Here is a 23,203-nt window from a genome sequence, read left to right as displayed (position 1 = left end):
AAAAGTCAGCTAACTACCTGATGAATAAAGCAATTTCTGATCTCTCCGCGACAACACTCCGATGATGCCAGCAGTACTGGAAGCTGAAAAACCAGCACCCGGACCAGCTGATGTTCTACCGCATGGGCGACTTCTACGAGATCTTCTACGAAGATGCGAAGAAGGCCGCAAAACTCCTGGATATCACCCTGACCGCCCGCGGCCAGTCGGCGGGCCAGTCGATCCCCATGTGCGGTATCCCCTATCACGCCGCCGAAGGCTACCTGGCCAAGCTGGTCAAGCTGGGCGAGTCGGTGGTGATCTGCGAGCAGATCGGCGACCCGGCCACCAGCAAGGGCCCGGTCGAACGCCAGGTGGTGCGCATCATCACCCCGGGCACGGTCAGCGACGAGGCCTTGCTCGATGAGCGCCGCGACAACCTGATCGCCGCCGTGCTCGGTGACGAGCGCCTGTTCGGCCTGGCTGTGCTGGACATCACCAGCGGCAACTTCACCGTGCAGGAATTCAAGGGCTGGGAGAACCTGCTCGCGGAGCTGGAGCGGGTCAACCCGGTCGAGCTGCTGATCCCCGACGACTGGCCCCAGGGCCTGCCTGCGGAGAAGCGCCGCGGCTCACGCCGCCGTGCGCCCTGGGACTTCGACCGCGATTCGGCACGCAAGAGCCTGTGCCAGCAGTTCGCGACCCAGGACCTCAAGGGCTTCGGCTGCGAGAAGCTGACCCTGGCCATCGGCGCTGCCGGCTGCCTGCTCGGCTACGCCAAGGAAACCCAGCGCACCGCGCTGCCGCACCTGCGCAGCCTCAAGCATGAACGCCTGGACGATACCGTGGTGCTCGACGGCGCCAGCCGGCGCAACCTCGAACTGGACGTGAACCTGGCCGGTGGCCGCGACAACACCCTGCAATCGGTGATCGATCGCTGCCAGACCGCCATGGGCAGCCGCCTGCTGACCCGCTGGCTGAACCGCCCGCTGCGTGACCTCAAGGTCCTGCAGGCGCGCCAGAGCTCGATCCGCTGCCTGCTCGACGGCTATCGCTTCGAAAAGCTGCAACCGCAACTCAAGGACATTGGCGATATCGAGCGGATTCTCGCCCGTATCGGCCTGCGCAATGCCCGCCCGCGCGACCTGGCACGCCTGCGTGACGCCCTCGGCGCCCTGCCCGAGCTGCAGAACGCCATGGCTGAGCTGGAAGCGCCGCACCTGGCACGCCTGGCCGCCATTGCCGGTACCTATCCGGAGCTGGCCGACCTGCTGCAAAAGGCGATCATCGACAACCCCCCAGCGGTCATCCGCGATGGCGGCGTGCTCAAGGTCGGCTACGACGCCGAACTGGACGAGCTGCTGTCGATGAGCGAGAACGCCGGGCAGTTCCTGATCGACCTGGAGGCGCGTGAAAAGGCCCGCACCGGCCTTGCCAACCTCAAGGTCGGCTACAACCGTGTGCACGGCTACTTCATCGAACTGCCGAGCAAGCAGGCCGAGCAGGCCCCGGCCGACTATATCCGTCGCCAGACCCTCAAGGGCGCCGAGCGCTTCATCACCCCCGAGCTCAAGACCTTCGAAGACAAGGCACTGTCGGCCAAAAGCCGTGCCCTGGCCCGCGAAAAGATGCTCTACGATGCGTTGCTCGAAACCCTCATCGGCCACCTCGCGCCGCTGCAGGACACTGCCGCTGCGCTGGGTGAACTGGACGTGGTCAGCAACCTGGCGGAGCGCGCGCTGAACCTTGATCTCAACTGCCCGAGTTTCGTCGACGAACCGTGCATGCGCATCACCCAGGCTCGCCATCCGGTAGTGGAGCAGGTGTTGACCACCCCGTTCGTGGCCAACGACCTGTCCCTGGACGACAACACCCGCATGCTGGTGATCACGGGTCCCAACATGGGTGGTAAATCCACCTATATGCGCCAGACCGCGCTGATCGTGCTGCTGGCCCATATCGGCAGCTTCGTGCCGGCCGCCAGCTGCGAGCTGTCGCTGGTGGACCGCATCTTCACCCGTATCGGCTCCAGCGACGACCTGGCCGGCGGGCGCTCGACCTTCATGGTCGAGATGAGCGAAACCGCCAACATCCTGCACAACGCCACCGAGCGCAGCCTGGTGCTGATGGATGAAGTCGGCCGCGGCACCAGCACCTTCGACGGCCTGTCGCTGGCCTGGGCTGCCGCCGAGCGCCTGGCCCAACTGCGCGCCTACACGCTGTTCGCCACACACTACTTCGAGCTGACCGTGCTGCCCGACAGCGAGCCACTGGTCGCCAACGTGCACCTCAATGCCACCGAGCACAACGAGCGCATCGTGTTCCTGCACCACGTGCTGCCCGGGCCTGCCAGCCAGAGCTATGGCCTGGCGGTGGCGCAGCTGGCCGGCGTGCCGGCACCGGTGATCCAGCGTGCCCGAGAGCACCTGGGCCGCCTGGAAACCAGCAGCCTGCCGCACGAACCGGCCCCGGCGAGCAAGGGTGCGGCCGCCACGCCACACCAGAGCGACCTGTTCGCCAGCCTGCCGCACCCGGCCATCGAGAAGATCGGCAAGCTCGACGTGGACAACATGACCCCACGCCAAGCTATCGAAATGCTCTATGCACTGAAGACTCTGTTATAACGCGCGACCTCACAAACTGATAGAATCCCGCGCGGTTCGGCGGGGTGGCGAGTTATTAGCCTGGCTCGCCGCCGATCTACCGAACCGAGCGGCCCTGTCTGGAAGGGAACGCTGCCGTCGCCTGAGGAGAAAATTAGAAATGACCTTCGTCGTCACCGACAACTGCATCAAGTGCAAGTACACCGACTGTGTAGAAGTCTGTCCGGTGGACTGCTTCTACGAAGGCCCGAACTTCCTGGTCATTCACCCGGATGAGTGCATCGACTGTGCACTGTGCGAGCCTGAGTGCCCCGCCCAAGCGATCTTCTCTGAAGACGAAGTGCCCAGCGGCATGGAGAACTTCATCGAGCTCAACGCGGAGCTGGCTGAAATCTGGCCAAATATCACCGAGAAGAAAGATGCCCTGCCAGACGCTGAAGAGTGGGATGGCAAGAGCGGCAAGATTGCAGATCTGGAGCGCTAAGCGCTACTGGATCACTGAAAAAGGCCCTTCGGGGCCTTTTTTTTTCGCCGGCGTTCTGACGCAGAAGCCGAGGCACTTTATTACAGGCAAAAAAAGGGGCGGTATGACCCGCCCACATTTTTTTCCGTAGTCCCTGTATTCCCTGTCATCGTCCTGATGAATCGCATCCCGCGATGTCCTTGGCGCTCATCCTTGAGAACCTGTGTCAGTCCGTAGACACAGTTCAGATACTATCCTTTGCAGCTGGCAGCGCAACGGGTAAAAGCTCTCAAAAAAAGTCAAACGAGTGGCCGACCCTTAAAATAAATTACATATAAATCAATTAGATAGAAAAAGTAGGATGTATAAATCAACGACGTTTTACTTGCCTACATAGCAAAGGCTTACGCATTCTGTAAGCGATAGCCTACAACGGTAATAACAATTTCAACCCGGAAATATTGCCACGCTCAAATCCGGCACAGACAAAAACGCCTCGACAAGTCGAGGCGCCTTTCACAGCCATCGCGGTTACTGGAACAACGACTCGCTGGACAGACCATTCTTCTCGAGGATCTCGCGCAGACGCTTGAGCCCCTCAACCTGGATCTGGCGCACCCGTTCACGGGTAAGGCCGATCTCCAGGCCAACATCTTCCAAGGTGCTGCTCTCATGGCCGCGCAAGCCGAAGCGGCGAATCACCACCTCGCGTTGCTTGTCGGTCAATTCGCCCAGCCACTGGTCGATGCTCTGTGACAGATCATCATCTTGCAACAGCTCGCACGGATCAGTGGGCCGATCGTCGGTGAGGGTATCGAGCAGGGTCTTGTCCGAGTCAGGCCCCAGTGAAACATCCACCGAAGAGACCCGTTCGTTCAGGCCCAGCATGCGTTTGACCTCGCCCACCGGTTTTTCCAGCAGGTTGGCGATCTCTTCCGGGGAGGGTTCGTGATCGAGCTTCTGGGTCAGTTCGCGCGCTGCACGCAGGTACACGTTCAGCTCCTTGACCACATGAATCGGCAGTCGGATGGTGCGCGTCTGGTTCATGATGGCGCGTTCGATGGTTTGCCGGATCCACCACGTTGCGTAGGTGGAAAAACGGAAACCACGCTCGGGGTCGAACTTCTCGACCGCTCGAATCAGGCCCAGGTTGCCCTCCTCGATCAGGTCCAGCAACGACAGCCCACGGTTGACGTATCGGCGTGCAATCTTCACCACCAGGCGCAGGTTGCTTTCGATCATGCGTTTACGCCCGGCGGGGTCACCACTTTGCGACAGACGCGCAAAATGGACTTCTTCCTCCGGGGAAAGCAGGGGCGAAAAGCCGATTTCGTTAAGATATAACTGAGTTGCATCAAGCGCTCGAGTGTAATCGATATACTTGTGCTGTTTGAGCGCTGAGCCTTGTTTAGCCCTGGTCCGAACCGGAGATACAGCAGGTTCGTCTGACACCACATCCGTTTCCAAAACGATGCCGGTCTCCATGAGGAGAACCTCATCGTCGATGTCAAACTCCGGCACTTCTTTACTGAGAGCCATTGTTATAGTCCTTTGCTGAGTTCGAACTCAGACTCAAGCGGCGCCTATATCCTTGGCAACGCTGGAGCCTGTCCCCACTACGCGAAGGAACAGGCCGGGTACATGCTTATCAACGACGTGGCAGAAACTGCAACGGATCAACTGGTTTGCCCTGACGGCGAATCTCGAAATGAAGCTTCACCCGGTCGGTGCCCGTGGACCCCATTTCGGCAATTGTCTGCCCAACCTTGACCTGCTGACCCTCCCGAACCAAAAGCCTGCGGTTGTGACCGTAGGCACTTACGTAGGTATCGCTGTGTTTGATGATTACCAATTCGCCGTAGCCCCGCAAGCCACTTCCGGCGTATACAACGGAACCATCTGACGCAGCAAAAACAGGCTGTCCCAAATCACCCGCGATATCAATGCCTTTATTCAAACTACCGTTTGAAGCAAATTTTCCAATCAGCACACCGTTTGCCGGCCACGCCCAGCCACCGGCTGAACGCTCCGAAGCCGGTACCTGAACCGGGGTGGTGGCGACGACAGCCGGCGCAGTGGAACCGCTCGTCGGCGTTGTTTTCGCCGGTGGCGGGGTACCCGCCGGACGCCGGGTGACCGTGGTCTTGCTCGACGGCGAGGTCGAGGTCACCACGCGTGAGCCGCTACTGGTACCGGTGGCGGAGCCGAAGCGGATCGCCTGGCCGGGGCGGATGGTGTAAGGCGCAGCAATCCCGTTACGGGCTGCCAGTTCCTTGTAGTCCCAGCCATAACGAAAGGCGATGGAAAACAGCGTGTCGCCGGGGCGCACCACGTACTGCCCGGTAGTGACCACGGGGCGCTTGGGCGCGGCGTTGTTGCGATCGACCACCCCCACGCTGCTTGACGATGTACTGGAACACCCTGAAACCAGCGTACCCAAGGCGAGTGCAATCACCAGAAGCTTGAAGCTCGATAGACCCATGCGCTGCCGAATGACTGTGTGACTCACCCGCCGCTCCCTTATGTGGTGACGATACAAGAATGCAATAGTGTTGCAATTATAACCGAGCGCACGCGCAATGCAGATCAACTGCTCGCGCACAGCGTGCGTCAGCTCAAGAAACCGCACGCCTCATAGACCCGTCAATGCTCCGGGAATTCGGCGCCGGTGAAAAAACTTCGGCTCAGTTCAACGTACCGTTGAGCAACGGCACGAAACGTACGTCGCACAGCTTGCGTCGGGAGAACCCGTGCTCTTCACGCACGATCAGCAGCAACTGCTGGGTTTCGCCGCTCGCCCCTACCGGGATGACCAGGCGACCGCCCGGCGCCAGTTGATCAAGCAATGCCTGCGGTACCTGCGGTGCGCCGGCGGTGACGATGATGCCATTGTAGGGCGCCAAGGCAGGCCAACCTTCGAAACCATCACCCCAGCGAAACACCAGGTTGCGCAGGTTGAGCTCGACCATGCGCTCCTTGGCCCGGTCCTGCAGCACCTTGATGCGCTCGACCGAGAACACCCGCTCCACCAGTTGCGCCAGCACCGCGGTCTGGTATCCGGAACCTGTGCCGATCTCCAGCACCTTGTCCAGCGGGCCGTCCTCGAGCAGCACTTCACTCATGTACGCCACCATGAACGGCTGCGAGATGGTCTGGTTGCTGCCGATCGGCAAGGCGGTGTCTTCATACGCACGATGCGACAAGGCTTCATCGACGAACAGGTGGCGCGGGGTGTTGCGTAGCACCTCAAGCACCTTCTGGTCCTTGATGCCCTCCTCGATCAGGCGCTGGATCAGCCGTTCACGGGTTCGTTGCGAAGTAAAACCGATACCATGGCGCATCAGATCCTCCGGCTCTCGCATCAGAGCAACCCCTCCAACCAGCCATCAAGGCGTTCGAAGGCGTCGTTGAAGGTGCGGTCAAGCTGCAACGGGGTGATCGAGACATAGCCCTGCATCACCGCGTGAAAATCGGTACCCGGGCCACCGTCCTCGGCATCCCCGGCCACGGCGATCCAATAGCCTTCCTTGCCACGCGGGTTGACCACCCTGGTCGGCGCGGCAGCCCGTGCCCGATGCCCCAGGCGCGTGAGCTGGATGCCGCGGATATGCTCCAGCGGCAGGTTGGGAATGTTCACGTTTAGCACCGTCCGTGGTGGCAACTGCAGGGTTGAATGCGCCTCGACCAGCTTGCGCGCGAAATACGCGGCGGTGGGCAGGTTGTCGGGCAAGCGCGAGAGCAGCGAAAAGGCGAAGGAGGTCCCCCCCAGGAAGCGCCCCTCAAGCGCGGCCGCGACCGTACCCGAGTACAGCACGTCATCGCCCAGGTTCGCGCCCAGGTTGATCCCCGAGACCACCATGTCCGGCGTCGGCTCCAGCAACCCGTTCAGGCCCAGGTGCACGCAGTCGGTCGGCGTGCCATTGAGGCTGATGAAACCGTTGGCCAGGGTGTGCGGGTGCAAGGGACGGTCGAGCGTCAGCGAGCTGCTGGCGCCGCTTTTGTCCTGGTCAGGTGCGATCACCACACACTCGGCATAGTCCGCCAGCGCGGCATGCAGCGCGGCGAGGCCTGGGGCGGTGACCCCGTCGTCGTTCGAAATCAGAATACGCATGGGCTGTCCGTCTGCCCTGCCGGCACCAGATCGACGAGTTCGCGCACCACGACGGTGGCGAAGCATCCGGCCGGAAGGACGAATTCCAGTTGCAGGATATCAGGCTCGGGATAATGCCACGTCAAGCCGCCAATGGGCAGCCGCAGAATGCGCCGTTCCTGCTTGAGGTTGGCGTTGGCCAGCCAGTGGCACAGCGCAGCGTGCTGCTCGGCCACACGCTGCTCGATGGCACCAGCGGCGCCGACCGTAGCCGGCTCGCCTTCGCCCCATAGCGGCCCGGTGGGGTGCAGGTCGAGAATCGCCAGGCGCGGGTCACTGCAGTCGGCTTCACCGGCGGGGAAAAAACTGCGGCTGTCGGTAAACGCCAGCAGGTCGCCGACCTGGGCGTGTTGCCAACTGCCGTCGGCGACGCGCTCGGCCAGCACCTGGTTGAACACGTAGCTGCGGGCCGTGGACAGCAGCCGCGAACGCACGTTGCGCTGCTCGGGCAATGCCTTGCGCTCGGCCCACTGGCGGGCGTCGTGGACGTTGCCGCCATCGAAGCCAAAGCGCTGGCTGCCGAAGTAGTTCGGCACGCCTTGGGCACGCAGGTGCTGCAGGCGCGCGTCCAGCGCGGCGTGATCACCCTTCAACGCGGTCAGGCGCAGGGTGAAGCCATTGGCCGAGTGCGCACCACGCTGCAACTTGCGCGAGTGGCGTGTGCCCTTGAGGATGCTCAGGGTTTCGTTTTCGGCCGCGCTCAGGTCCGGGTCGGCCTTGCCCGGCAGGTGCAGGCTGAACCACTGACGGGTCAGCGCCTGACGGTCCTTGAGGCCGGCATAGCTGACCGTGCGCAGCGGTACGCCGGCGGCACGGGCCAGGCGACGTGCCGCCTCTTCGGTATTGAGGTCGCGCTTCTCGACCCACAGCCACAGGTGCTCGCCTTCGCCGGACAATGGAATGTCGAGCACTTCGTCGACCTGGAAATCGTCCGCCGTGGCCTTGAGGATGGCCGTTCCCAGTGCCGGGCCGGATGCGCGCGGGCCGAGCAGTTCGAGTTCGGTCATGCGCGCAGCAACAAGGCGACGGCGTGAACGGCAATGCCTTCTTCACGGCCGGTGAAACCGAGCTTCTCTTCGGTGGTGGCCTTGACGTTGACCTGGTCGAGTTCGACCTGCAGGTCCTGGGCGATGTGGGCGCGCATGCTCTCGATGTGCGGTGCCATCTTCGGCGCCTGGGCGACGATGGTGGCGTCGACGTTGCCCACCTTCCAGCCCTTGGCATGGATGATCGACACCACGTGGCGCAGCAGCACACGGCTGTCAGCCCCCTTGAACTGGGGGTCGGTATCGGGGAAGTGCTTGCCGATGTCGCCCAGCGCGGCAGCGCCCAGCAGGGCATCGCTCACGGCGTGCAGCACGACATCGCCATCGGAGTGCGCGAGCAGGCCGAACTTGTGCGCAATGCGCACGCCGCCCAAGGTGATGAAATCGCCGTCCGCGAAGCGGTGCACATCGTAGCCGTGGCCAATACGCATAAAAAAACGCCCTGATTGAGTCAGGGCGTGATTCTACCTGCTTTGCAGGGGGTTTGGCTTATTTGTAGGACCGTACCTACAGGGGGTGCAGTGCCATCGCATGATGGCGCAGGTGGTCATCGATGAAGCTGGCGATGAAGTAGTAGCTGTGGTCGTAACCTGGCTGCAAGCGCAGCGTAAGCGGGTAGCCCGCCGCCTGTGCCGCCTGGGCGAGCACTTCGGGCTTGAGCTGGCTTTCCAGGAAATCATCGCGATCACCCTGGTCGACCAGCAGTGGCAACTGCTCTTGCGCCTGGCCGATCAGCACACTGGCATCCCACTGGCGCCAGCACGAACGGTCTTCACCCAGGTAGCGGCTGAACGCCTTCTGGCCCCACGGGCAATCCATCGGGTTGCTGATGGGCGAGAACGCCGAGACCGAGGCATAGCGCCCGGGGTTGCGCAACGCGCACACCAGCGCGCCATGCCCGCCCATGGAGTGGCCGCTGATGCTGCGCGCGTCGGAGGCCGGAAAATGCGCCTCCACCAACGCCGGCAGCTCCTGCACCACGTAGTCATGCATGCGGTAGTGCCTGGCCCACGGCTGCTCGGTGGCATTGAGGTAGAAGCCTGCGCCCAGGCCGAAGTCCCACGCGCCATCCGGGTCACCCGGCACCTGCGGCCCGCGCGGGCTGGTGTCGGGCGCCACGATGATCAACCCCAGCTCGGCGGCGAGCTTGTGCGCGCCGGCCTTGTGCATGAAGTTCTCGTCGGTGCAGGTCAGGCCGCTCAGCCAGTACAGCACCGGCAGTTTGGCGCCCTGCTCGGCCTGTGGCGGCAGGTACACGGCAAACACCATGTCGCAGCCCAGCACCGTCGATCGGTGCCGGTAGCGCTTGTGCCAGCCGCCGAAGCTTTTCTGGCAGGAGATGTTTTCCAGGCTCATGACAGACCTCAGAAGTGGATGACGCTGCGGATGCTCTTGCCTTCATGCATCAGGTCGAAGGCCTTGTTGATGTCTTCCAGGCCCATGGTGTGGGTGATGAAGGTGTCCAGTGGAATCTCGCCTTTCTCGGCCATGTCGACGTAGCTCGGCAGCTCGCTGCGACCGCGTACGCCGCCGAATGCCGAACCACGCCAGACGCGACCGGTCACCAGCTGGAACGGGCGCGTGGCGATTTCCTGGCCGGCACCGGCGACACCGATGATCACCGACTCGCCCCAGCCCTTGTGGCAGCATTCCAGCGCGGCGCGCATCAGTTGCACGTTGCCGATGCACTCGAACGAGAAGTCCACGCCGCCATCGGTCAGGTCCACGATCACTTCCTGGATCGGGCGGCCGTAGTCTTTCGGGTTGATGCAGTCGGTAGCGCCCAGTTGACGGGCGATCTCGAACTTGGCCGGGTTGATGTCGATGGCGATGATGCGGCTGGCCTTGGCCTTGACCGCCCCGATCACCGCCGACAGGCCGATGCCGCCCAGGCCGAAGATGGCCACGGTATCACCCGGCTTGACCTTGGCGGTGTTGAGCACCGCACCGATACCGGTGGTGACGCCGCAACCGAGCAGGCAGACCTTCTCCAGTGGCGCTTCTTTCTGGATCTTGGCCACGGAAATTTCCGGCAGCACGGTGTACTCGGAGAAGGTCGAGGTGCCCATGTAGTGGAACAACTGCTGGCCCTTGTAGGAGAAACGCGTGGTGCCGTCCGGCATCAGGCCCTTGCCCTGGGTGGCGCGGATGGCCTGGCACAGGTTGGTCTTGCCGGATTTGCAGAACTTGCACTGCCCGCATTCGGGGGTGTACAGCGGGATCACGTGGTCACCCACGGCCACCGAGGTCACGCCCTCGCCGACGGCTTCGACGATGGCGCCGCCTTCATGGCCCAGGATCGAGGGGAAGATGCCTTCCGGGTCGGCACCGGACAGGGTGTAGGCGTCGGTATGGCAGACGCCGCTGGCCACCACGCGCAGCAGCACTTCACCGGCCTTGGGCATGGCCACGTCGACTTCGACGATCTCCAGCGGTTTCTTGGCCTCGAAGGCGACGGCGGCACGGGACTTGATCATCAGGGTTCTCCACAGGAATTCAAATTCAGGCCTGCAGTGTAATTCATCGTCTTTTGATGAATAATCCGACCAAACACAAAACATTATTGCCACACAGGGATAATCGATGAACAGCCGCTGGGAAGGCATCGACGAGTTTGTCGCCGTGGCCGAGTCGGGCCAGTTCACGGCGGCGGCCGAACGCCTGGGCGTATCGTCCTCGCACGTGAGTCGCGCGGTGGCGCGCCTGGAGGACCGTTTGCAGACACGCCTGCTGTACCGCAGCACGCGCAAGGTGACCTTGAGCGAGGCCGGGCAGACCTTTCTGCAGCATTGCCAGCGCTTGCAGGACGGGCGCGAGGAAGCGCTGCGCGCCATGGGCGATTTGACCAGCGAACCCAAGGGCCTGCTGCGCATGACCTGCGCGGTGGCCTATGGCGAACGCTTCATCGTGCCGCTGGTGACGCGCTTCATGGCGCAGTACCCGCAACTGCGGGTGGACATCGAGCTGAGCAACCGCACCCTGGACCTGCTGCATGAGGGCATGGACATGGCGATCCGGCTGGGCCGCCTGCAGGAGTCGCGGCTGGTGGCCGCGCGGCTGGCGCCGCGGCGCATGTACCTGTGCGCTTCGCCCGAGTACCTGGAGCGCTATGGCCGCCCGCACAGCCTTTCGGAGCTGGCGCGGCACAACTGCCTGATTGGCAGTACCGATATCTGGGCCTTGCAGCAGGACGGGCGCGAGCTGACGCAACGGGTACAGGGCAACTGGCGCTGCAACAGCGGTCAGGCCGTGCTGGATGCGGCGTTGCAGGGTGTGGGGTTGTGCCAGTTGCCCGACTACTACGTGCTGGAGCACCTGGGCAGCGGCGCGCTGGTATCGCTGCTGGAGGCGCATCAGCCGCCGAACACAGCGGTGTGGGCACTGTATCCGCAGCAGCGGCATCTATCGCCCAAGGTGCGCAAGCTGGTGGACTACCTGCGCGTGGGGTTGGGGCAACTGCCCGAGTACCGCAGCGTCTAGAAAAGCTTCGCTGGCAAGCCAGCGCCCACAGGGAAATGCGCAATCCTTGAAAGCACCGTAGTACCTTGTGGGAGCTGGCTTGCCAGCGAATGGGCCAACTCGATCAATTGCCGCGATTGGCCCAGCGTTGGCGCAACCACTCCAAGTCTTCGGGGCGCGTCACCTTGATGTTGTCGTTGCGCCCTTCGATCAGCCGCGGCGCCTGCCCCGACCATTCGATGGCCGACGCTTCATCGGTAATCGCCACGCCCGCCACCAGGCTGTCCGCCAACGCCCGGTGCAACGCCCCCAGGCGAAACATCTGCGGGGTGTACGCCTGCCACACCGTACTGCGATCGATGGTAGCGCTCACCCGGCCATTCGCATCGGCACGCTTGAGCGTGTCGCGCGCCGGCACCGCCAGCAGGCCACCCACCGGGTCATCCGCCAACTCACTCAGCAAGCGGTCAAGGTCGGCACGCGCAAGGTTCGGTCGCGCCGCGTCATGCACCAGCACCCAGTCGCCATCGGCCGCGCCCTGGGCGTGCAGCAGCAACAAGGCATTGAGCACCGAATCGGCACGCTCGCGCCCACCCGCGGCGCGCTGGATTCGCGCATCCCCGGCACACGCCAGGCCCGGCCAGTAGGGATCGTGCGCGGCAATGCTGACCACCACGCCCTTCAGGCACGGGTGGCCAAGAAAACAGTCGAGGCTATGTTCCAGAATCGTCCGCCCGCCCAGTTGCAGGTACTGCTTGGGGCGGTCGGCAGCCATGCGGGCACCTACGCCCGCAGCGGGAATCACTGCCCAGAAGGCAGGCAGGGCATCTGTCATTGGGCCAACTGGTAGAGGGTTTCACCCTCCTTGACCATGCCCAGCTCGTGACGCGCCCGTTCTTCAACGGTTTCCATACCTTTCTTCAACTCCAGCACTTCTGCATCAAGCACGCGATTACGCTCCAGCAAACGCTCGTTTTCAGCGTGCTGTTCTGCAATTTGCTGCTTGAGGTCGGTGACCTGGGCCAGGCTGCCGTTGCCGACCCACAGGCGATACTGCAGGCCACCGAGCAACAGGAGCAAGACGAGGAACAACCAATAGGGACTACGCATCAGGGTATCCACTGGAAAAAGCCGCCATTGCGCAAGACGCTGATGGCACGAAGCCTGGCCGAAGCCAGGCTTTGTGGGACAAGCACTTGCAGCAAAGGGTTGCAGAAAGATCAGTCGCCTCTTTCAGCCACGCCCTGCGGCCTTTTTACCATTTCTCGCTTAGCCGCGAAACTCGGAGCGGCCACGGTATACAGCCTTGCTGCCCAGTTGCTCTTCGATACGCAGCAGTTGGTTGTACTTGGAAACGCGGTCGGAACGGCACAGCGAACCGGTCTTGATCTGGCCAGCAGCAGTCCCTACGGCAAGGTCGGCAATGGTCGAATCTTCGGTTTCGCCCGAACGGTGCGAGATCACCGCGGTGTAACCGGCAGCCTTGGCCATCTGGATGGCTTCCAGGGTTTCGGTCAGGGTGCCGATCTGGTTGAACTTGATCAGGATCGAGTTGGCGATGCGCTTGTCGATGCCTTCCTTCAGGATCTTGGTGTTGGTCACGAACAGATCGTCACCGACCAGTTGTACCTTCTCGCCGATCTTGTCGGTGAGGATCTTCCAGCCAGCCCAGTCGGACTCATCCAGGCCATCTTCGATGGAGATGATCGGGAAGCGCTCGGTCAGGCCCTTGAGGTAGTCGGCAAAACCTTCGGCGTCGAACGACTTGCCTTCACCGGACAGGTTGTACTTGCCGTCTTCGTAGAACTCGCTCGCGGCGCAGTCCAGGGCCAGGGTCACGTCGGTGCCCAGGGTGTAACCGGCGTTGGCGATGGCTTCGGCGATGGCCGACAGCGCGTCTTCGTTGGACGCCAGGTTCGGCGCGAAACCACCTTCGTCACCCACGGCAGTGTTCAGGCCACGGGCCTTCAGTACGGCCTTGAGGTGATGGAAAATCTCGGTGCCCATGCGCAGCGCGTCGGAGAAGGTCTTGGCGCCAACCGGCTGAACCATGAACTCCTGGATGTCGACGTTGTTATCGGCATGCTCGCCACCGTTGATGATGTTCATCATCGGGACCGGCATGGAGTATTGGCCAGGGGTGCCATTGAGGTTGGCAATGTGTGCGTACAGCGGCAGGTCCTGGTCCTGTGCAGCAGCCTTGGCAGCGGCCAGGGACACGGCGAGGATGGCATTGGCGCCCAGGTTGCCCTTGTTCTCGGTACCGTCGAGCTTGATCATCGCCAGGTCGAGGGCTTTCTGCTCGACCGGGTCCTTGCCCAGCAGCAGGTCGCGGATCGGACCATTGATGTTGGCGACTGCCTTGAGTACGCCCTTGCCCATGTAACGGCTCTTGTCGCCATCACGCAGCTCCAGCGCTTCGCGCGAGCCAGTGGAAGCACCCGACGGCGCACAGGCGCTGCCGATGATGCCGTTGTCGAGCAGTACGTCCGCTTCGACGGTAGGGTTACCGCGCGAATCGAGAACTTCACGACCTTTGATGTCGACGATCTTTGCCATTGTTGTAAGCACTCCAGAATTGACGAAAACAACGCAGCTGAGAAAAAACCGGGTCCGTCACAGGCGGTTGGCACACGGGCAGGCCTGACGCGGACAAGCCCCTGACCCGAGGGTCAGGGGATGAACGGGCGGTACTTTACCGGAGAATCGAGTGTTACGCGGTTTCTACCGTCGGAAAACCCTTAACCAGTTCGTCCAGTTGCTTGAGCTGGGCCAGGAATGGCTCCAGCTTGTCCAGGCGCAGGGCGCACGGGCCGTCGCACCTGGCGTTGTCCGGGTCTGGGTGAGCCTCGAGGAACAGGCCCGCCAGGCCCTGGCTGAGGCCGGCCTTGGCCAGGTCGGTGACCTGGGCACGCCGCCCACCGGCGGAATCGGCGCGCCCCCCCGGCATCTGCAGGGCGTGGGTCACGTCGAAGAACACCGGGTACTCGAACTGCTTCATGATGCCGAAGCCGAGCATGTCCACTACCAGGTTGTTGTAGCCGAAGCTCGAACCGCGCTCGCAGAGGATCAACTGATCATTGCCGGCCTCTTCGCACTTGGTCAGGATGTGCTGCATCTCCTGGGGTGCGAGGAACTGGGCTTTCTTGATGTTGATCACCGCGCCGGTCTTGGCCATGGCCACCACCAGGTCGGTCTGACGCGACAGGAAGGCCGGCAACTGGATGATGTCGCACACGTCGGCCACGGCTTGCGCCTGGTGCGGCTCGTGCACGTCGGTGATCACGGGCACGTTGAAGGTGCGCTTGATCTCTTCGAAGATCTTCATCCCCTCTTCCAGGCCTGGGCCGCGGTAGGAGTTGATCGACGAACGGTTTGCCTTGTCGAAGCTGGCCTTGAACACGTAGGGGATACCGAGCTTCTCGGTAACCCGCACGTACTCTTCACAGACCTTCAGGGCCAGGTCACGGGACTCCAGCACGTTCATGCCGCCGAACAGGACGAACGGCTTGTCGTTGGCGATCTCGATGCTGCCGACGCGGATGATCTTCTGGGTCATGGATCAGGCCTTGTTCTTTTGAGCCAATGCAGCTTTGACGAAGCCACTGAACAGCGGGTGGCCGTCACGCGGGGTGGAGGTGAACTCCGGGTGGAACTGGCAGGCCACGAACCATGGATGATCCTTGGACTCGACCACTTCGACCAGCGCGCCGTCGCCGGAACGACCGGACACCACCAGGCCAGCTTCAACCAGCTGCGGCAGCAGGTTGTTGTTGACCTCGTAACGGTGACGGTGACGCTCGACGATCACGTCCTTGGCGTAGCAGTCGTGCACCTTGGAGCCGCTCTGCAGCTGGCACTCCTGGGCGCCCAGACGCATGGTGCCGCCGAGGTCGGAGGCTTCGGTACGGGTTTCGACCGCGCCGGTGGCGTCTTCCCACTCGGTGATCAGGCCCACGACCGGGTGAGCGCTGGCGCGATCGAACTCGGTGGAGTTGGCGTCTTTCCAGCCCATCACGTTACGGGCGAACTCGATGACCGCCACTTGCATGCCCAGGCAGATCCCCAGGTACGGCACCTTGTTTTCACGGGCGTACTGCACGGCAGTGATCTTGCCTTCGACACCGCGCAGGCCGAAACCGCCGGGTACCAGGATCGCGTCGACGCCTTCAAGCAGGCCAGTGCCCTGGTTCTCGATGTCTTCGGAGTCGATGTAGCGCAGGTTGACCTTGGTGCGGTTGCTGATGCCGGCATGGCTCATCGCTTCGATCAGCGACTTGTAGGCATCGAGCAGTTCCATGTACTTGCCGACCATGGCGATGGTGACTTCGTGCTCGGGGTTGAGCTTGGCGTCGACCACCGCGTCCCACTCGGACAGGTCGGCGCTGCCGCACTGCAGGCCGAAGCGCTCGACGACGAAGTCGTCCAGGCCCTGGGAGTGCAGGATGCCCGGGATCTTGTAGATGGTGTCGGCGTCTTCCAGCGCGATCACCGCACGTTCTTCAACGTTGGTGAACTGGGCGATCTTGCGACGCGACGAGCTGTCGATCGGGTGATCGGAGCGGCACACCAGCACGTCAGGCTGCAGGCCGATGGAGCGCAGTTCCTTGACCGAATGCTGGGTAGGCTTGGTCTTGGTCTCGCCGGCGGTGGCGATGTACGGCACCAGCGTCAGGTGCATCAGCATCGCGCGCTTGGCGCCGACTTCGAAACGCAGCTGACGAATGGCCTCGAGGAACGGTTGCGACTCGATGTCACCCACCGTGCCACCGATCTCGACCATGGCAACGTCCGCATCGCCTGCGCCCTTGATGATGCGGCGCTTGATTTCGTCGGTGATGTGCGGGATCACCTGGATGGTGGCGCCCAGGTAGTCACCACGGCGCTCTTTGCGCAGCACGTGCTCGTAGACACGGCCGGTGGTGAAGTTGTTGTTCTGGGTCATGGTCGTGCGGATGAACCGCTCGTAGTGGCCCAGGTCCAGGTCGGTCTCGGCGCCGTCGTGGGTGACGAACACTTCACCGTGCTGGAACGGGCTCATGGTGCCCGGGTCGACGTTGATGTACGGGTCGAGCTTGAGCATGGTGACCTTGAGCCCCCGCGCCTCCAGGATGGCCGCCAATGAAGCCGAGGCAATGCCTTTCCCCAATGAAGAAACAACACCGCCCGTGACGAATATGTAGCGCGTCATGAAAAACCCTAGAAGTCTGCGTTAAAGCGGTCTGTGCCGCCGGGGAAAGCGAAGGAAGGCCGAAGCCCCCGATCACCTGCGTCAATTACAGTGCATCTTAAAAAACTGCCGCGCATGGACAGACCGGGGGTTGAGAACCCGGCATGAAGCTCGCTAAACATTTTTAGAATCGCCCAGCAAAAAACTGCTTGGTAATCGGCAACAACCGTGATTCAGAGCAAACCACAGAAGTTGTATCAAGAAGGGAGCGTAGTCTACCGGAATGTCCCTTTCATCTCAAACCTTGCGCGCTTGTCGGCACGCGCCAGTGCAATTGCCAGGCAGCCTGGCCCAGCCCCGACAGGTTTGCCACCGCCACCAGCCGCTCGTCCAGGAACAGCAGCGGCAGGCGCGCACGGGCAAACCGTGGCAGCTGGCGCTCGTTGAGCAGGCGCTTGAGGTCGCGCCGGCCTCGGCCCTCCAGCTCGAACAGCTCACCGCCCTGACGGTAGCGCACCTGCAACGGCCCCTGCGGCAATCGGCCGCTGAGCGACAGGCTGCCATTGCCGGGCAGGTCCAGCGGCCGGCTCGGGTCGACCCACGCCACCGGAGCCTGCAGCGGCGCCAGCCACTCGGCGCTCAGCCAGTAGATGCGTTCGGCGCTGCGATGCACTTCACCGTCAGCCAGGCGCCATAGCGGCCGCCCTTGCCCGCCGGCATCGCGCAGGTCCTCCCAGCCCGACCAGTGGCGCGTGTCGGGCAAACGGGTGCGTGCGGCCAGCCAGTATTGCAGGGCGTTGCGCTGACGCGCCGGCGACAGCTGGCGCAGCACCTGCAGGTCGAGCGAGGGGCAACCGAGCCAGTCGAACGGGTCAGGCGTCGCAGCCTGGGCCAGGTCCTGTTGCGCCAGCTCATCCAGCAGGCCCTGCGCCTCGCCAAGGTGCGCGGCACTGCGTGCCAGGCTGCGAGCGGCCTGGGGCCAACGCTGGGCCAGCATCGGCAGCATCTGATGGCGCAAGTAGTTGCGCGAGAACCGGGTGTCGTCATTGGACGGGTCGTCGATCCACTGCAAACCGTGCGCCTGGGCATAGGCCAGCAGTTCATCGCGGGAGGTGTCCAGCAGCGGGCGCAGCAAGGTGCCCGCCCCTAACGGGCGCTGCACCGGCATGCTCGCCAGCCCTCGCAAACCGGCGCCACGCAGCAGGCGAAAGAGCAGGGTTTCGGCCTGGTCGTCGCGGTGCTGGCCGGTCAGCAGCAGCTCGCCGGGGCGCAAGGCCTGGACGAACGCTGCGTAGCGCGCATCGCGCGCGCCCTGTTCCAGGCTGGCGCCGGGGGGCACCTGCACGTGGATGACCTGCAGCGGCACGCCCAGGCTGTCGCACAGGCGCTGGCAGTGGGCTGGCCACGCATCAGCCGCAGCTTGCAGGCCGTGATGGATGTGGATGGCGCGAAGGGGCATGGCCGGGTTCTGGGCCAGCAGGTGCAGCAGAACAGTGGAGTCGAGGCCGCCGGAGAGGGCGACGCACCAGCCGGGGGCTTGGTGCCAGGGGCAGAGCGTGGTGCGCAGGTCGATCATCGGTGGCACCTCACACGCGGGGGCTGCTGTGCAGCCCTTCGCTGGCAAGCCAGCTCCCACAGGGACCGCGCCGCCTTCAGGCCAGGCGATTTACCTGTGGGAGCTGGCTTGCCAGCGAAAGGGCCAGCGGTGATGTCAGATCAGAGCCCGTAGCTCATCAGGCGATCGTAACGACGCTTGAGCAGCGCATCGCTGTCGAAGCCCTTGAGCATGTCCAACTGCTCGGTCAGCGAGGCACGGATATTGGCCGAGGTCTTGGCCGGATCACGGTGCGCGCCGCCCAACGGCTCGGCAATCACCTGGTCCACGATACCCAGGCCCTTCAGGCGCTCGGCAGTGATGCCCATGGCTTCGGCCGCGTCCGCTGCCTTCTCTGCGGTTTTCCACAGGATCGAGGCGCAGCCTTCCGGCGAGATCACCGCGTAGGTGGAGTACTGCAGCATGTTCAACTGGTCGCACACGCCGATCGCCAGCGCACCGCCCGAACCACCTTCACCGATCACGGTGGCGATGATCGGGGTTTTCAGGCGCGCCATGACGCGCAGGTTCCAGGCGATCGCTTCGCTCTGGTTGCGCTCTTCGGCATCGATGCCTGGGTAAGCACCCGGGGTATCGATGAAGGTCAGGATCGGCATCTTGAAGCGCTCGGCCATTTCCATCAGGCGGCACGCCTTGCGGTAGCCCTCAGGACGCGGCATGCCGAAGTTGCGGCGCACCTTCTCGCGCACTTCACGGCCTTTCTGGTGACCGATCACCATCACCGGCTGGTCGTCCAGGCGCGCAATGCCGCCCACGATCGCGGCGTCGTCGGAGAAGTGACGGTCGCCATGCAGCTCGTCGAACTCGGTGAAGATGTGATCGATGTAGTCCAGGGTATACGGGCGACGCGGGTGACGCGCCAGACGCGCGATCTGCCAACTGGTCAGGTTGCCGAAAATGCTTTCGGTCAGCGTGCTGCTCTTGTCTTGCAGACGGGCGATTTCATCGCCGATGTTCAGCGAGTTGTCATTGCCGACCAGGCGCAGCTCTTCGATCTTGGCTTGCAGGTCAGCAATCGGCTGTTCGAAATCCAGAAAATTCGGGTTCATAGGCATCCGTCTTGGGTCGACGGCCAGGCGGCCGGCCGGTTGATCCGTTTGGCGCCCTACCTTAAGGGATCAGGCGCATTCAGGTCGAGATTAAAAATTCATCAATTCATCGATATTGCAGGAAGACGTTCTCACGCCCGAACTGGTCACGCAGGGCCTGAATCAGTCCATCCGCCGGGTCGATACGCCAGCTCTCGCCAAATTGCAGCAAGGCGCGGGCGTCGCTGCCGGTGTATTCCATGCTGATCGGGCACGCACCACGGTGGCGCTTGAACAGCTCGCCGAGCCAGGCCAGCCGATCGCCCTTGAGCGCGTCGGCGTGAATCTTCAGGCGCAGGCTTTCGGCCAGGTTGGTCCGCGCATCCTCCATGCTCATCACGCGCTTGACCCGCAGACGCAGGCCGCCGGAGAAATCGTCGTTGCTCACCTCCCCTTCCACCACCACCATCGCATCGGTCTGCAGCAACGACTGCGCCGCCATGAAGGCATCGGCGAACAGCGACGCCTCGATCCGCCCCGAGCGGTCGTCGAGGGTCACGAAGCCCATCTTGTCGCCCTTCTTGTTCTTCATCACGCGCAACGCAATGATCATGCCGGCCACGGTCTGGGTATCGCGCGCAGGCTTGAGGTCGATGATGCGCTGGCGCGCGAAACGGCGTATCTCGCCCTCGTACTCGTCGATCGGGTGACCGGTCAGGTACAGGCCCAGGGTGTCCTTCTCGCCGCGCAGGCGTTCCTTGAGGGTCAGCTCGCGGGCGTTGCGATGGTTGGCGTAGACATCGGCGTCGGCCTCGACGAACAGGCCGCCGAACAGGTCCGAGTGCCCGCTGTCATGGGTGCGCGCGGTCTGTTCGGCCGACTTGATCGCCTCTTCCATCGCGCCCAGCAGCACTGCACGGTTGCGGTCGATGTTGGCCTGGTAGGCCTTGATCTCGTCATGGAAGAATGGCCCCAGACGGTCCAGCGCACCACTGCGGATCAGCGCATCGAGGGTGCGCTTGTTGATGCGTTTGAGGTCGACCCGCTCGCAGAAATCGAACAGGTCCTTGAACGGGGCACTGCTGCGCGCCTCGACGATGGCCTCGACCGGCCCCTCGCCCACGCCCTTGATCGCGCCCAGCCCGTACACGATACGACCGTCATCGTTGACCGTGAACTTGAAGTCGGAGGTGTTCACATCCGGCGCATCGAGGCGCAGCTTCATGCTGCGCACTTCCTCGATCAGGGTCACGACCTTGTCGGTGTTGTGCATGTCCGCCGACAGTACCGCGGCCATGAACGCAGCCGGGTGGTGGGTCTTGAGCCAGGCGGTCTGGTACGACACCAGGCCGTAGGCGGCGGAGTGGGACTTGTTGAAGCCGTAACCGGCGAATTTCTCCACCAGGTCGAAAATGTTGCCCGCAAGGTCCGGGTCGATGTTGTTGCTGGCGCAACCTTCGATGAAACCGCCACGCTGCTTGGCCATTTCCTCGGGCTTCTTCTTGCCCATGGCGCGACGCAGCATGTCCGCACCGCCAAGGGTGTAGCCGGCCATCACCTGGGCGATCTGCATCACCTGTTCCTGGTACAGGATGATGCCGTAGGTGGGCGCCAGTACCGGCTTGAGACCTTCGTACTGGTAATCGGAGTGCGGGTAGGCCAGCTCGGCGCGGCCGTGCTTGCGGTTGATGAAGTCGTCCACCATGCCCGACTGCAGCGGGCCGGGACGGAACAGCGCCACCAGTGCGATCAGGTCTTCGAGGCAGTCGGGCTTGAGCTTCTTGATCAGCTCCTTCATGCCCCGCGATTCAAGCTGGAACACGGCCGTGGTTTCGGCCTTCTGCAGCAGGTCGTAGGTTTTCTTGTCGTCCAGCGGGATGAAGTCGATGTTCAGGTCCGGCAGGCCGACCTTGGCCTGCTCGCGGTTGATCGTCTCCATCGCCCACTTGATGATGGTCAGGGTGCGCAGGCCGAGGAAGTCGAACTTCACCAGGCCCGCCGCCTCGACGTCATCCTTGTCGAACTGGGTGACCAGACCGCCGCCCTCTTCATCGCAGGCAATCGGCGAGAAGTCGGTGAGCTTGGTCGGTGCGATGACCACGCCGCCGGCGTGCTTGCCGGTACCGCGGGTGACGCCCTCGAGCTTGAGGGCCATGTCCCAGATTTCCTTGGCGTCCTCGTCGGTCTTGAGGAAGTCGCGCAGCATTTCCTCCTGCTCGTAGGCCTTCTCCAGGGTCATGCCGACTTCGAACGGAATCATCTTCGACAGACGGTCGGCCAGGCCGTAGGACTTGCCCTGCACCCGCGCCACGTCGCGCACCACGGCCTTGGCCGCCATGGTGCCGAAGGTGATGATCTGGCTCACCGCATTACGCCCGTAGGCGTCGGCCACGTACTCGATCACGCGGTCGCGACCGTCCATGCAGAAGTCGACGTCGAAGTCGGGCATCGAGACCCGCTCCGGGTTCAGGAAGCGTTCGAACAGCAGGTCGTAGGCCAGCGGGTCGAGGTCGGTGATCTTCAGCACGTAGGCCACCAGCGAGCCGGCACCCGAGCCCCGGCCCGGGCCCACCGGCACGCCGTTGTTCTTGGCCCACTTGATGAAGTCCATAACGATCAGGAAGTAACCGGGGAAGCCCATCTGGATGATGATGTCCAGTTCGAACTTCAGGCGGTCGAGGTAGACCTGGCGCTTCTCTTCATAGTTGGGCGTGGTGTCCTTGGGCCACAGCACCGCCAGGCGCTCTTCCAGGCCTTCATGGGACACGTGACGCAGGTAGTCGTCGATGCCCATGCCGTTGGGCGTCGGGAAGTCGGGCAGGAAGTGCTTGCCCAACTGCACCTGGATATTGCAGCGCTTGGCGATCTCGACCGTGTTGGCCAGGGCATCGGGCAGGTCGCTGAACAGCTCGGCCATTTCTTCCGGGCTTTTGAGGTACTGCTGGTCGCTGTAGTTGCGCGAGCGGCGCGGGTCGTCGAGTGCGCGGCCTTCGCCGATGCACACGCGGGTTTCGTGGGCGTCGTAGTCGGTCTGCTTGATGAAGCGCACATCGTTGGTGGCCACCAGCGGCGCACCCAGCCGGTCGGCCAGGGCCACCGCAGCATGCAGGTACTCTTCGTCGCCGTTACGGTTGGTGCGCTGCACTTCGACGTAGAAGCGCTCGGGGAACATCGCCATCCAGTTGCGCAGCAAGGCTTCGGCTTCGAGCGGGTTGTTGCCCAGCAGCGCCATGCCGATGTCACCCTCGCGGGCTGCCGACAGCGCGATCAGGCCTTCGCTGGCCGGCGCGATCCATTCACGCTCGATCACCACCACGCCGTTGCGCTGGCCGTCCATCCAGCCCCGCGAAATCAGCTCGGTAAGGTTGCGGTAACCCTGCGCATCCATGGCCAGCAGGCAGATACGCGACAGCGGCAGGTCGGGGTCGGCGTTGGACAGCCACAGGTCGGCACCGCAGATCGGCTTGATCCCGCTGCCCATGGCGGTCTTGTAGAACTTGACCAGCGAGCACATGTTGCTCTGGTCGGTGACGGCCACCGCCGGCATGTTCATCCCGGCCAGGGCCTTGACCAGCGGCTTGATCCGCACCAGGCCATCGACCAGCGAGAATTCGGTGTGCAGGCGAAGATGAACGAAAGAAGCCGACATGATGATCCTATAGCAGCACAAAACAACAAGGCCCGGATTGT

The 23,203-nt window shown here is 63.1% G+C and carries 18 protein-coding genes and 1 pseudogene; 3 read left to right on the top strand and 16 right to left on the bottom strand.

Features of this window, described 5'->3' with window-relative positions; translation table 11 throughout:
- The first annotated feature begins 61 nt into the window (after positions 1-61).
- A pseudogene (gene mutS / locus KUO17_RS18570) lies at positions 62-2,603 on the top strand (DNA mismatch repair protein MutS).
- A gap of 139 nt (positions 2,604-2,742) precedes the next feature.
- The gene (fdxA, locus tag KUO17_RS18565; protein WP_217976985.1) at positions 2,743-3,066 is read left to right on the top strand and encodes a ferredoxin FdxA; all 324 of its coding nucleotides are present in this window, start codon (positions 2,743-2,745) and stop codon (positions 3,064-3,066) included.
- A gap of 510 nt (positions 3,067-3,576) precedes the next feature.
- On the opposite strand, the gene rpoS is transcribed toward fdxA, so the two are convergent.
- The 8 genes from rpoS to KUO17_RS18525 all read right to left on the bottom strand — a co-directional run bounded on the left by rpoS (position 3,577) and on the right by KUO17_RS18525 (position 10,718).
- Entirely contained in the window at positions 3,577-4,584 is a 1,008-nt protein-coding gene (gene rpoS, locus KUO17_RS18560; protein ID WP_217976984.1) for an RNA polymerase sigma factor RpoS, read from the bottom strand.
- Positions 4,585-4,693: 109 nt separating this feature from the next.
- Entirely contained in the window at positions 4,694-5,554 is an 861-nt protein-coding gene (locus KUO17_RS18555; protein WP_217976983.1) for a peptidoglycan DD-metalloendopeptidase family protein, read from the bottom strand.
- Between the two features lie 175 nt (positions 5,555-5,729).
- On the bottom strand, positions 5,730-6,407 hold the full coding sequence (locus KUO17_RS18550; protein ID WP_217976982.1) for a protein-L-isoaspartate(D-aspartate) O-methyltransferase: 678 nt from the start codon (positions 6,405-6,407) through the stop codon (positions 5,730-5,732).
- The gene (gene surE, locus KUO17_RS18545) at positions 6,407-7,156 is read right to left on the bottom strand and encodes a 5'/3'-nucleotidase SurE (RefSeq protein WP_217976981.1); all 750 of its coding nucleotides are present in this window, start codon (positions 7,154-7,156) and stop codon (positions 6,407-6,409) included. Before surE ends, KUO17_RS18550 begins: the two co-directional genes overlap by 1 nt.
- Positions 7,144-8,202 (bottom strand): tRNA pseudouridine(13) synthase TruD, encoded by a 1,059-nt coding sequence (gene truD / locus KUO17_RS18540; protein WP_217976980.1) that lies wholly within the window; start codon positions 8,200-8,202, stop codon positions 7,144-7,146. The genes surE and truD overlap by 13 nt, the downstream gene beginning before the upstream one ends.
- A complete protein-coding gene (ispF, locus tag KUO17_RS18535; protein WP_217976979.1) occupies positions 8,199-8,672 on the bottom strand; it encodes a 2-C-methyl-D-erythritol 2,4-cyclodiphosphate synthase in 474 nt (157 codons plus the stop codon). The genes truD and ispF overlap by 4 nt, the downstream gene beginning before the upstream one ends.
- A 76-nt stretch (positions 8,673-8,748) precedes the next feature.
- Positions 8,749-9,597, bottom strand: coding sequence for an S-formylglutathione hydrolase (fghA, locus tag KUO17_RS18530; RefSeq protein ID WP_217976978.1), 849 nt, complete (start codon positions 9,595-9,597; stop codon positions 8,749-8,751).
- A gap of 8 nt (positions 9,598-9,605) precedes the next feature.
- Complete coding sequence (locus tag KUO17_RS18525) at positions 9,606-10,718, bottom strand: S-(hydroxymethyl)glutathione dehydrogenase/class III alcohol dehydrogenase (RefSeq protein WP_217976977.1); 1,113 nt, start codon at positions 10,716-10,718, stop codon at positions 9,606-9,608.
- Positions 10,719-10,824: 106 nt separating this feature from the next.
- Here KUO17_RS18525 and KUO17_RS18520 point away from each other — a divergent pair, with 106 nt between their 5' ends.
- Positions 10,825-11,721: a LysR substrate-binding domain-containing protein gene (locus tag KUO17_RS18520; RefSeq protein WP_217976976.1), complete on the top strand. Its 897-nt coding sequence runs from the start codon at positions 10,825-10,827 to the stop codon at positions 11,719-11,721.
- Between the two features lie 103 nt (positions 11,722-11,824).
- On the opposite strand, the gene ispD is transcribed toward KUO17_RS18520, so the two are convergent.
- The 8 genes from ispD to dnaE all read right to left on the bottom strand — a co-directional run bounded on the left by ispD (position 11,825) and on the right by dnaE (position 23,162).
- Positions 11,825-12,535, bottom strand: coding sequence for a 2-C-methyl-D-erythritol 4-phosphate cytidylyltransferase (gene ispD / locus KUO17_RS18515; protein WP_217976975.1), 711 nt, complete (start codon positions 12,533-12,535; stop codon positions 11,825-11,827).
- A complete protein-coding gene (ftsB, locus tag KUO17_RS18510) occupies positions 12,532-12,810 on the bottom strand; it encodes a cell division protein FtsB (protein WP_163949056.1) in 279 nt (92 codons plus the stop codon). The genes ispD and ftsB overlap by 4 nt, the downstream gene beginning before the upstream one ends.
- Before the next feature lie 159 nt (positions 12,811-12,969).
- Positions 12,970-14,259 carry a phosphopyruvate hydratase gene (gene eno, locus KUO17_RS18505; RefSeq protein ID WP_217976974.1) on the bottom strand — a complete coding sequence of 430 codons (1,290 nt, stop codon included), beginning with the start codon at positions 14,257-14,259 and terminating at the stop codon, positions 12,970-12,972.
- Positions 14,260-14,413: 154 nt separating this feature from the next.
- On the bottom strand, positions 14,414-15,259 hold the full coding sequence (kdsA, locus tag KUO17_RS18500) for a 3-deoxy-8-phosphooctulonate synthase (RefSeq protein WP_217976973.1): 846 nt from the start codon (positions 15,257-15,259) through the stop codon (positions 14,414-14,416).
- A 3-nt stretch (positions 15,260-15,262) separates the two neighbouring features.
- Complete coding sequence (locus KUO17_RS18495) at positions 15,263-16,891, bottom strand: CTP synthase (RefSeq protein WP_217976972.1); 1,629 nt, start codon at positions 16,889-16,891, stop codon at positions 15,263-15,265.
- Positions 16,892-17,162: 271 nt separating this feature from the next.
- The gene (gene tilS / locus KUO17_RS18490) at positions 17,163-18,446 is read right to left on the bottom strand and encodes a tRNA lysidine(34) synthetase TilS (protein WP_217976971.1); all 1,284 of its coding nucleotides are present in this window, start codon (positions 18,444-18,446) and stop codon (positions 17,163-17,165) included.
- A 140-nt stretch (positions 18,447-18,586) separates the two neighbouring features.
- The gene (locus KUO17_RS18485; RefSeq protein ID WP_217976970.1) at positions 18,587-19,534 is read right to left on the bottom strand and encodes an acetyl-CoA carboxylase carboxyltransferase subunit alpha; all 948 of its coding nucleotides are present in this window, start codon (positions 19,532-19,534) and stop codon (positions 18,587-18,589) included.
- A 106-nt stretch (positions 19,535-19,640) separates the two neighbouring features.
- The gene (dnaE, locus tag KUO17_RS18480; RefSeq protein ID WP_217976969.1) at positions 19,641-23,162 is read right to left on the bottom strand and encodes a DNA polymerase III subunit alpha; all 3,522 of its coding nucleotides are present in this window, start codon (positions 23,160-23,162) and stop codon (positions 19,641-19,643) included.
- Positions 23,163-23,203 lie beyond the last annotated feature (41 nt).

Source organism: Pseudomonas aegrilactucae, assembly GCF_019168305.1.
Classification (GTDB): Bacteria; Pseudomonadota; Gammaproteobacteria; order Pseudomonadales; family Pseudomonadaceae; genus Aquipseudomonas; species Aquipseudomonas aegrilactucae.
The sequence above is the reverse complement of the archived record's forward strand: the minus strand, read 5'-3'. Positions and strand labels throughout refer to the sequence as shown.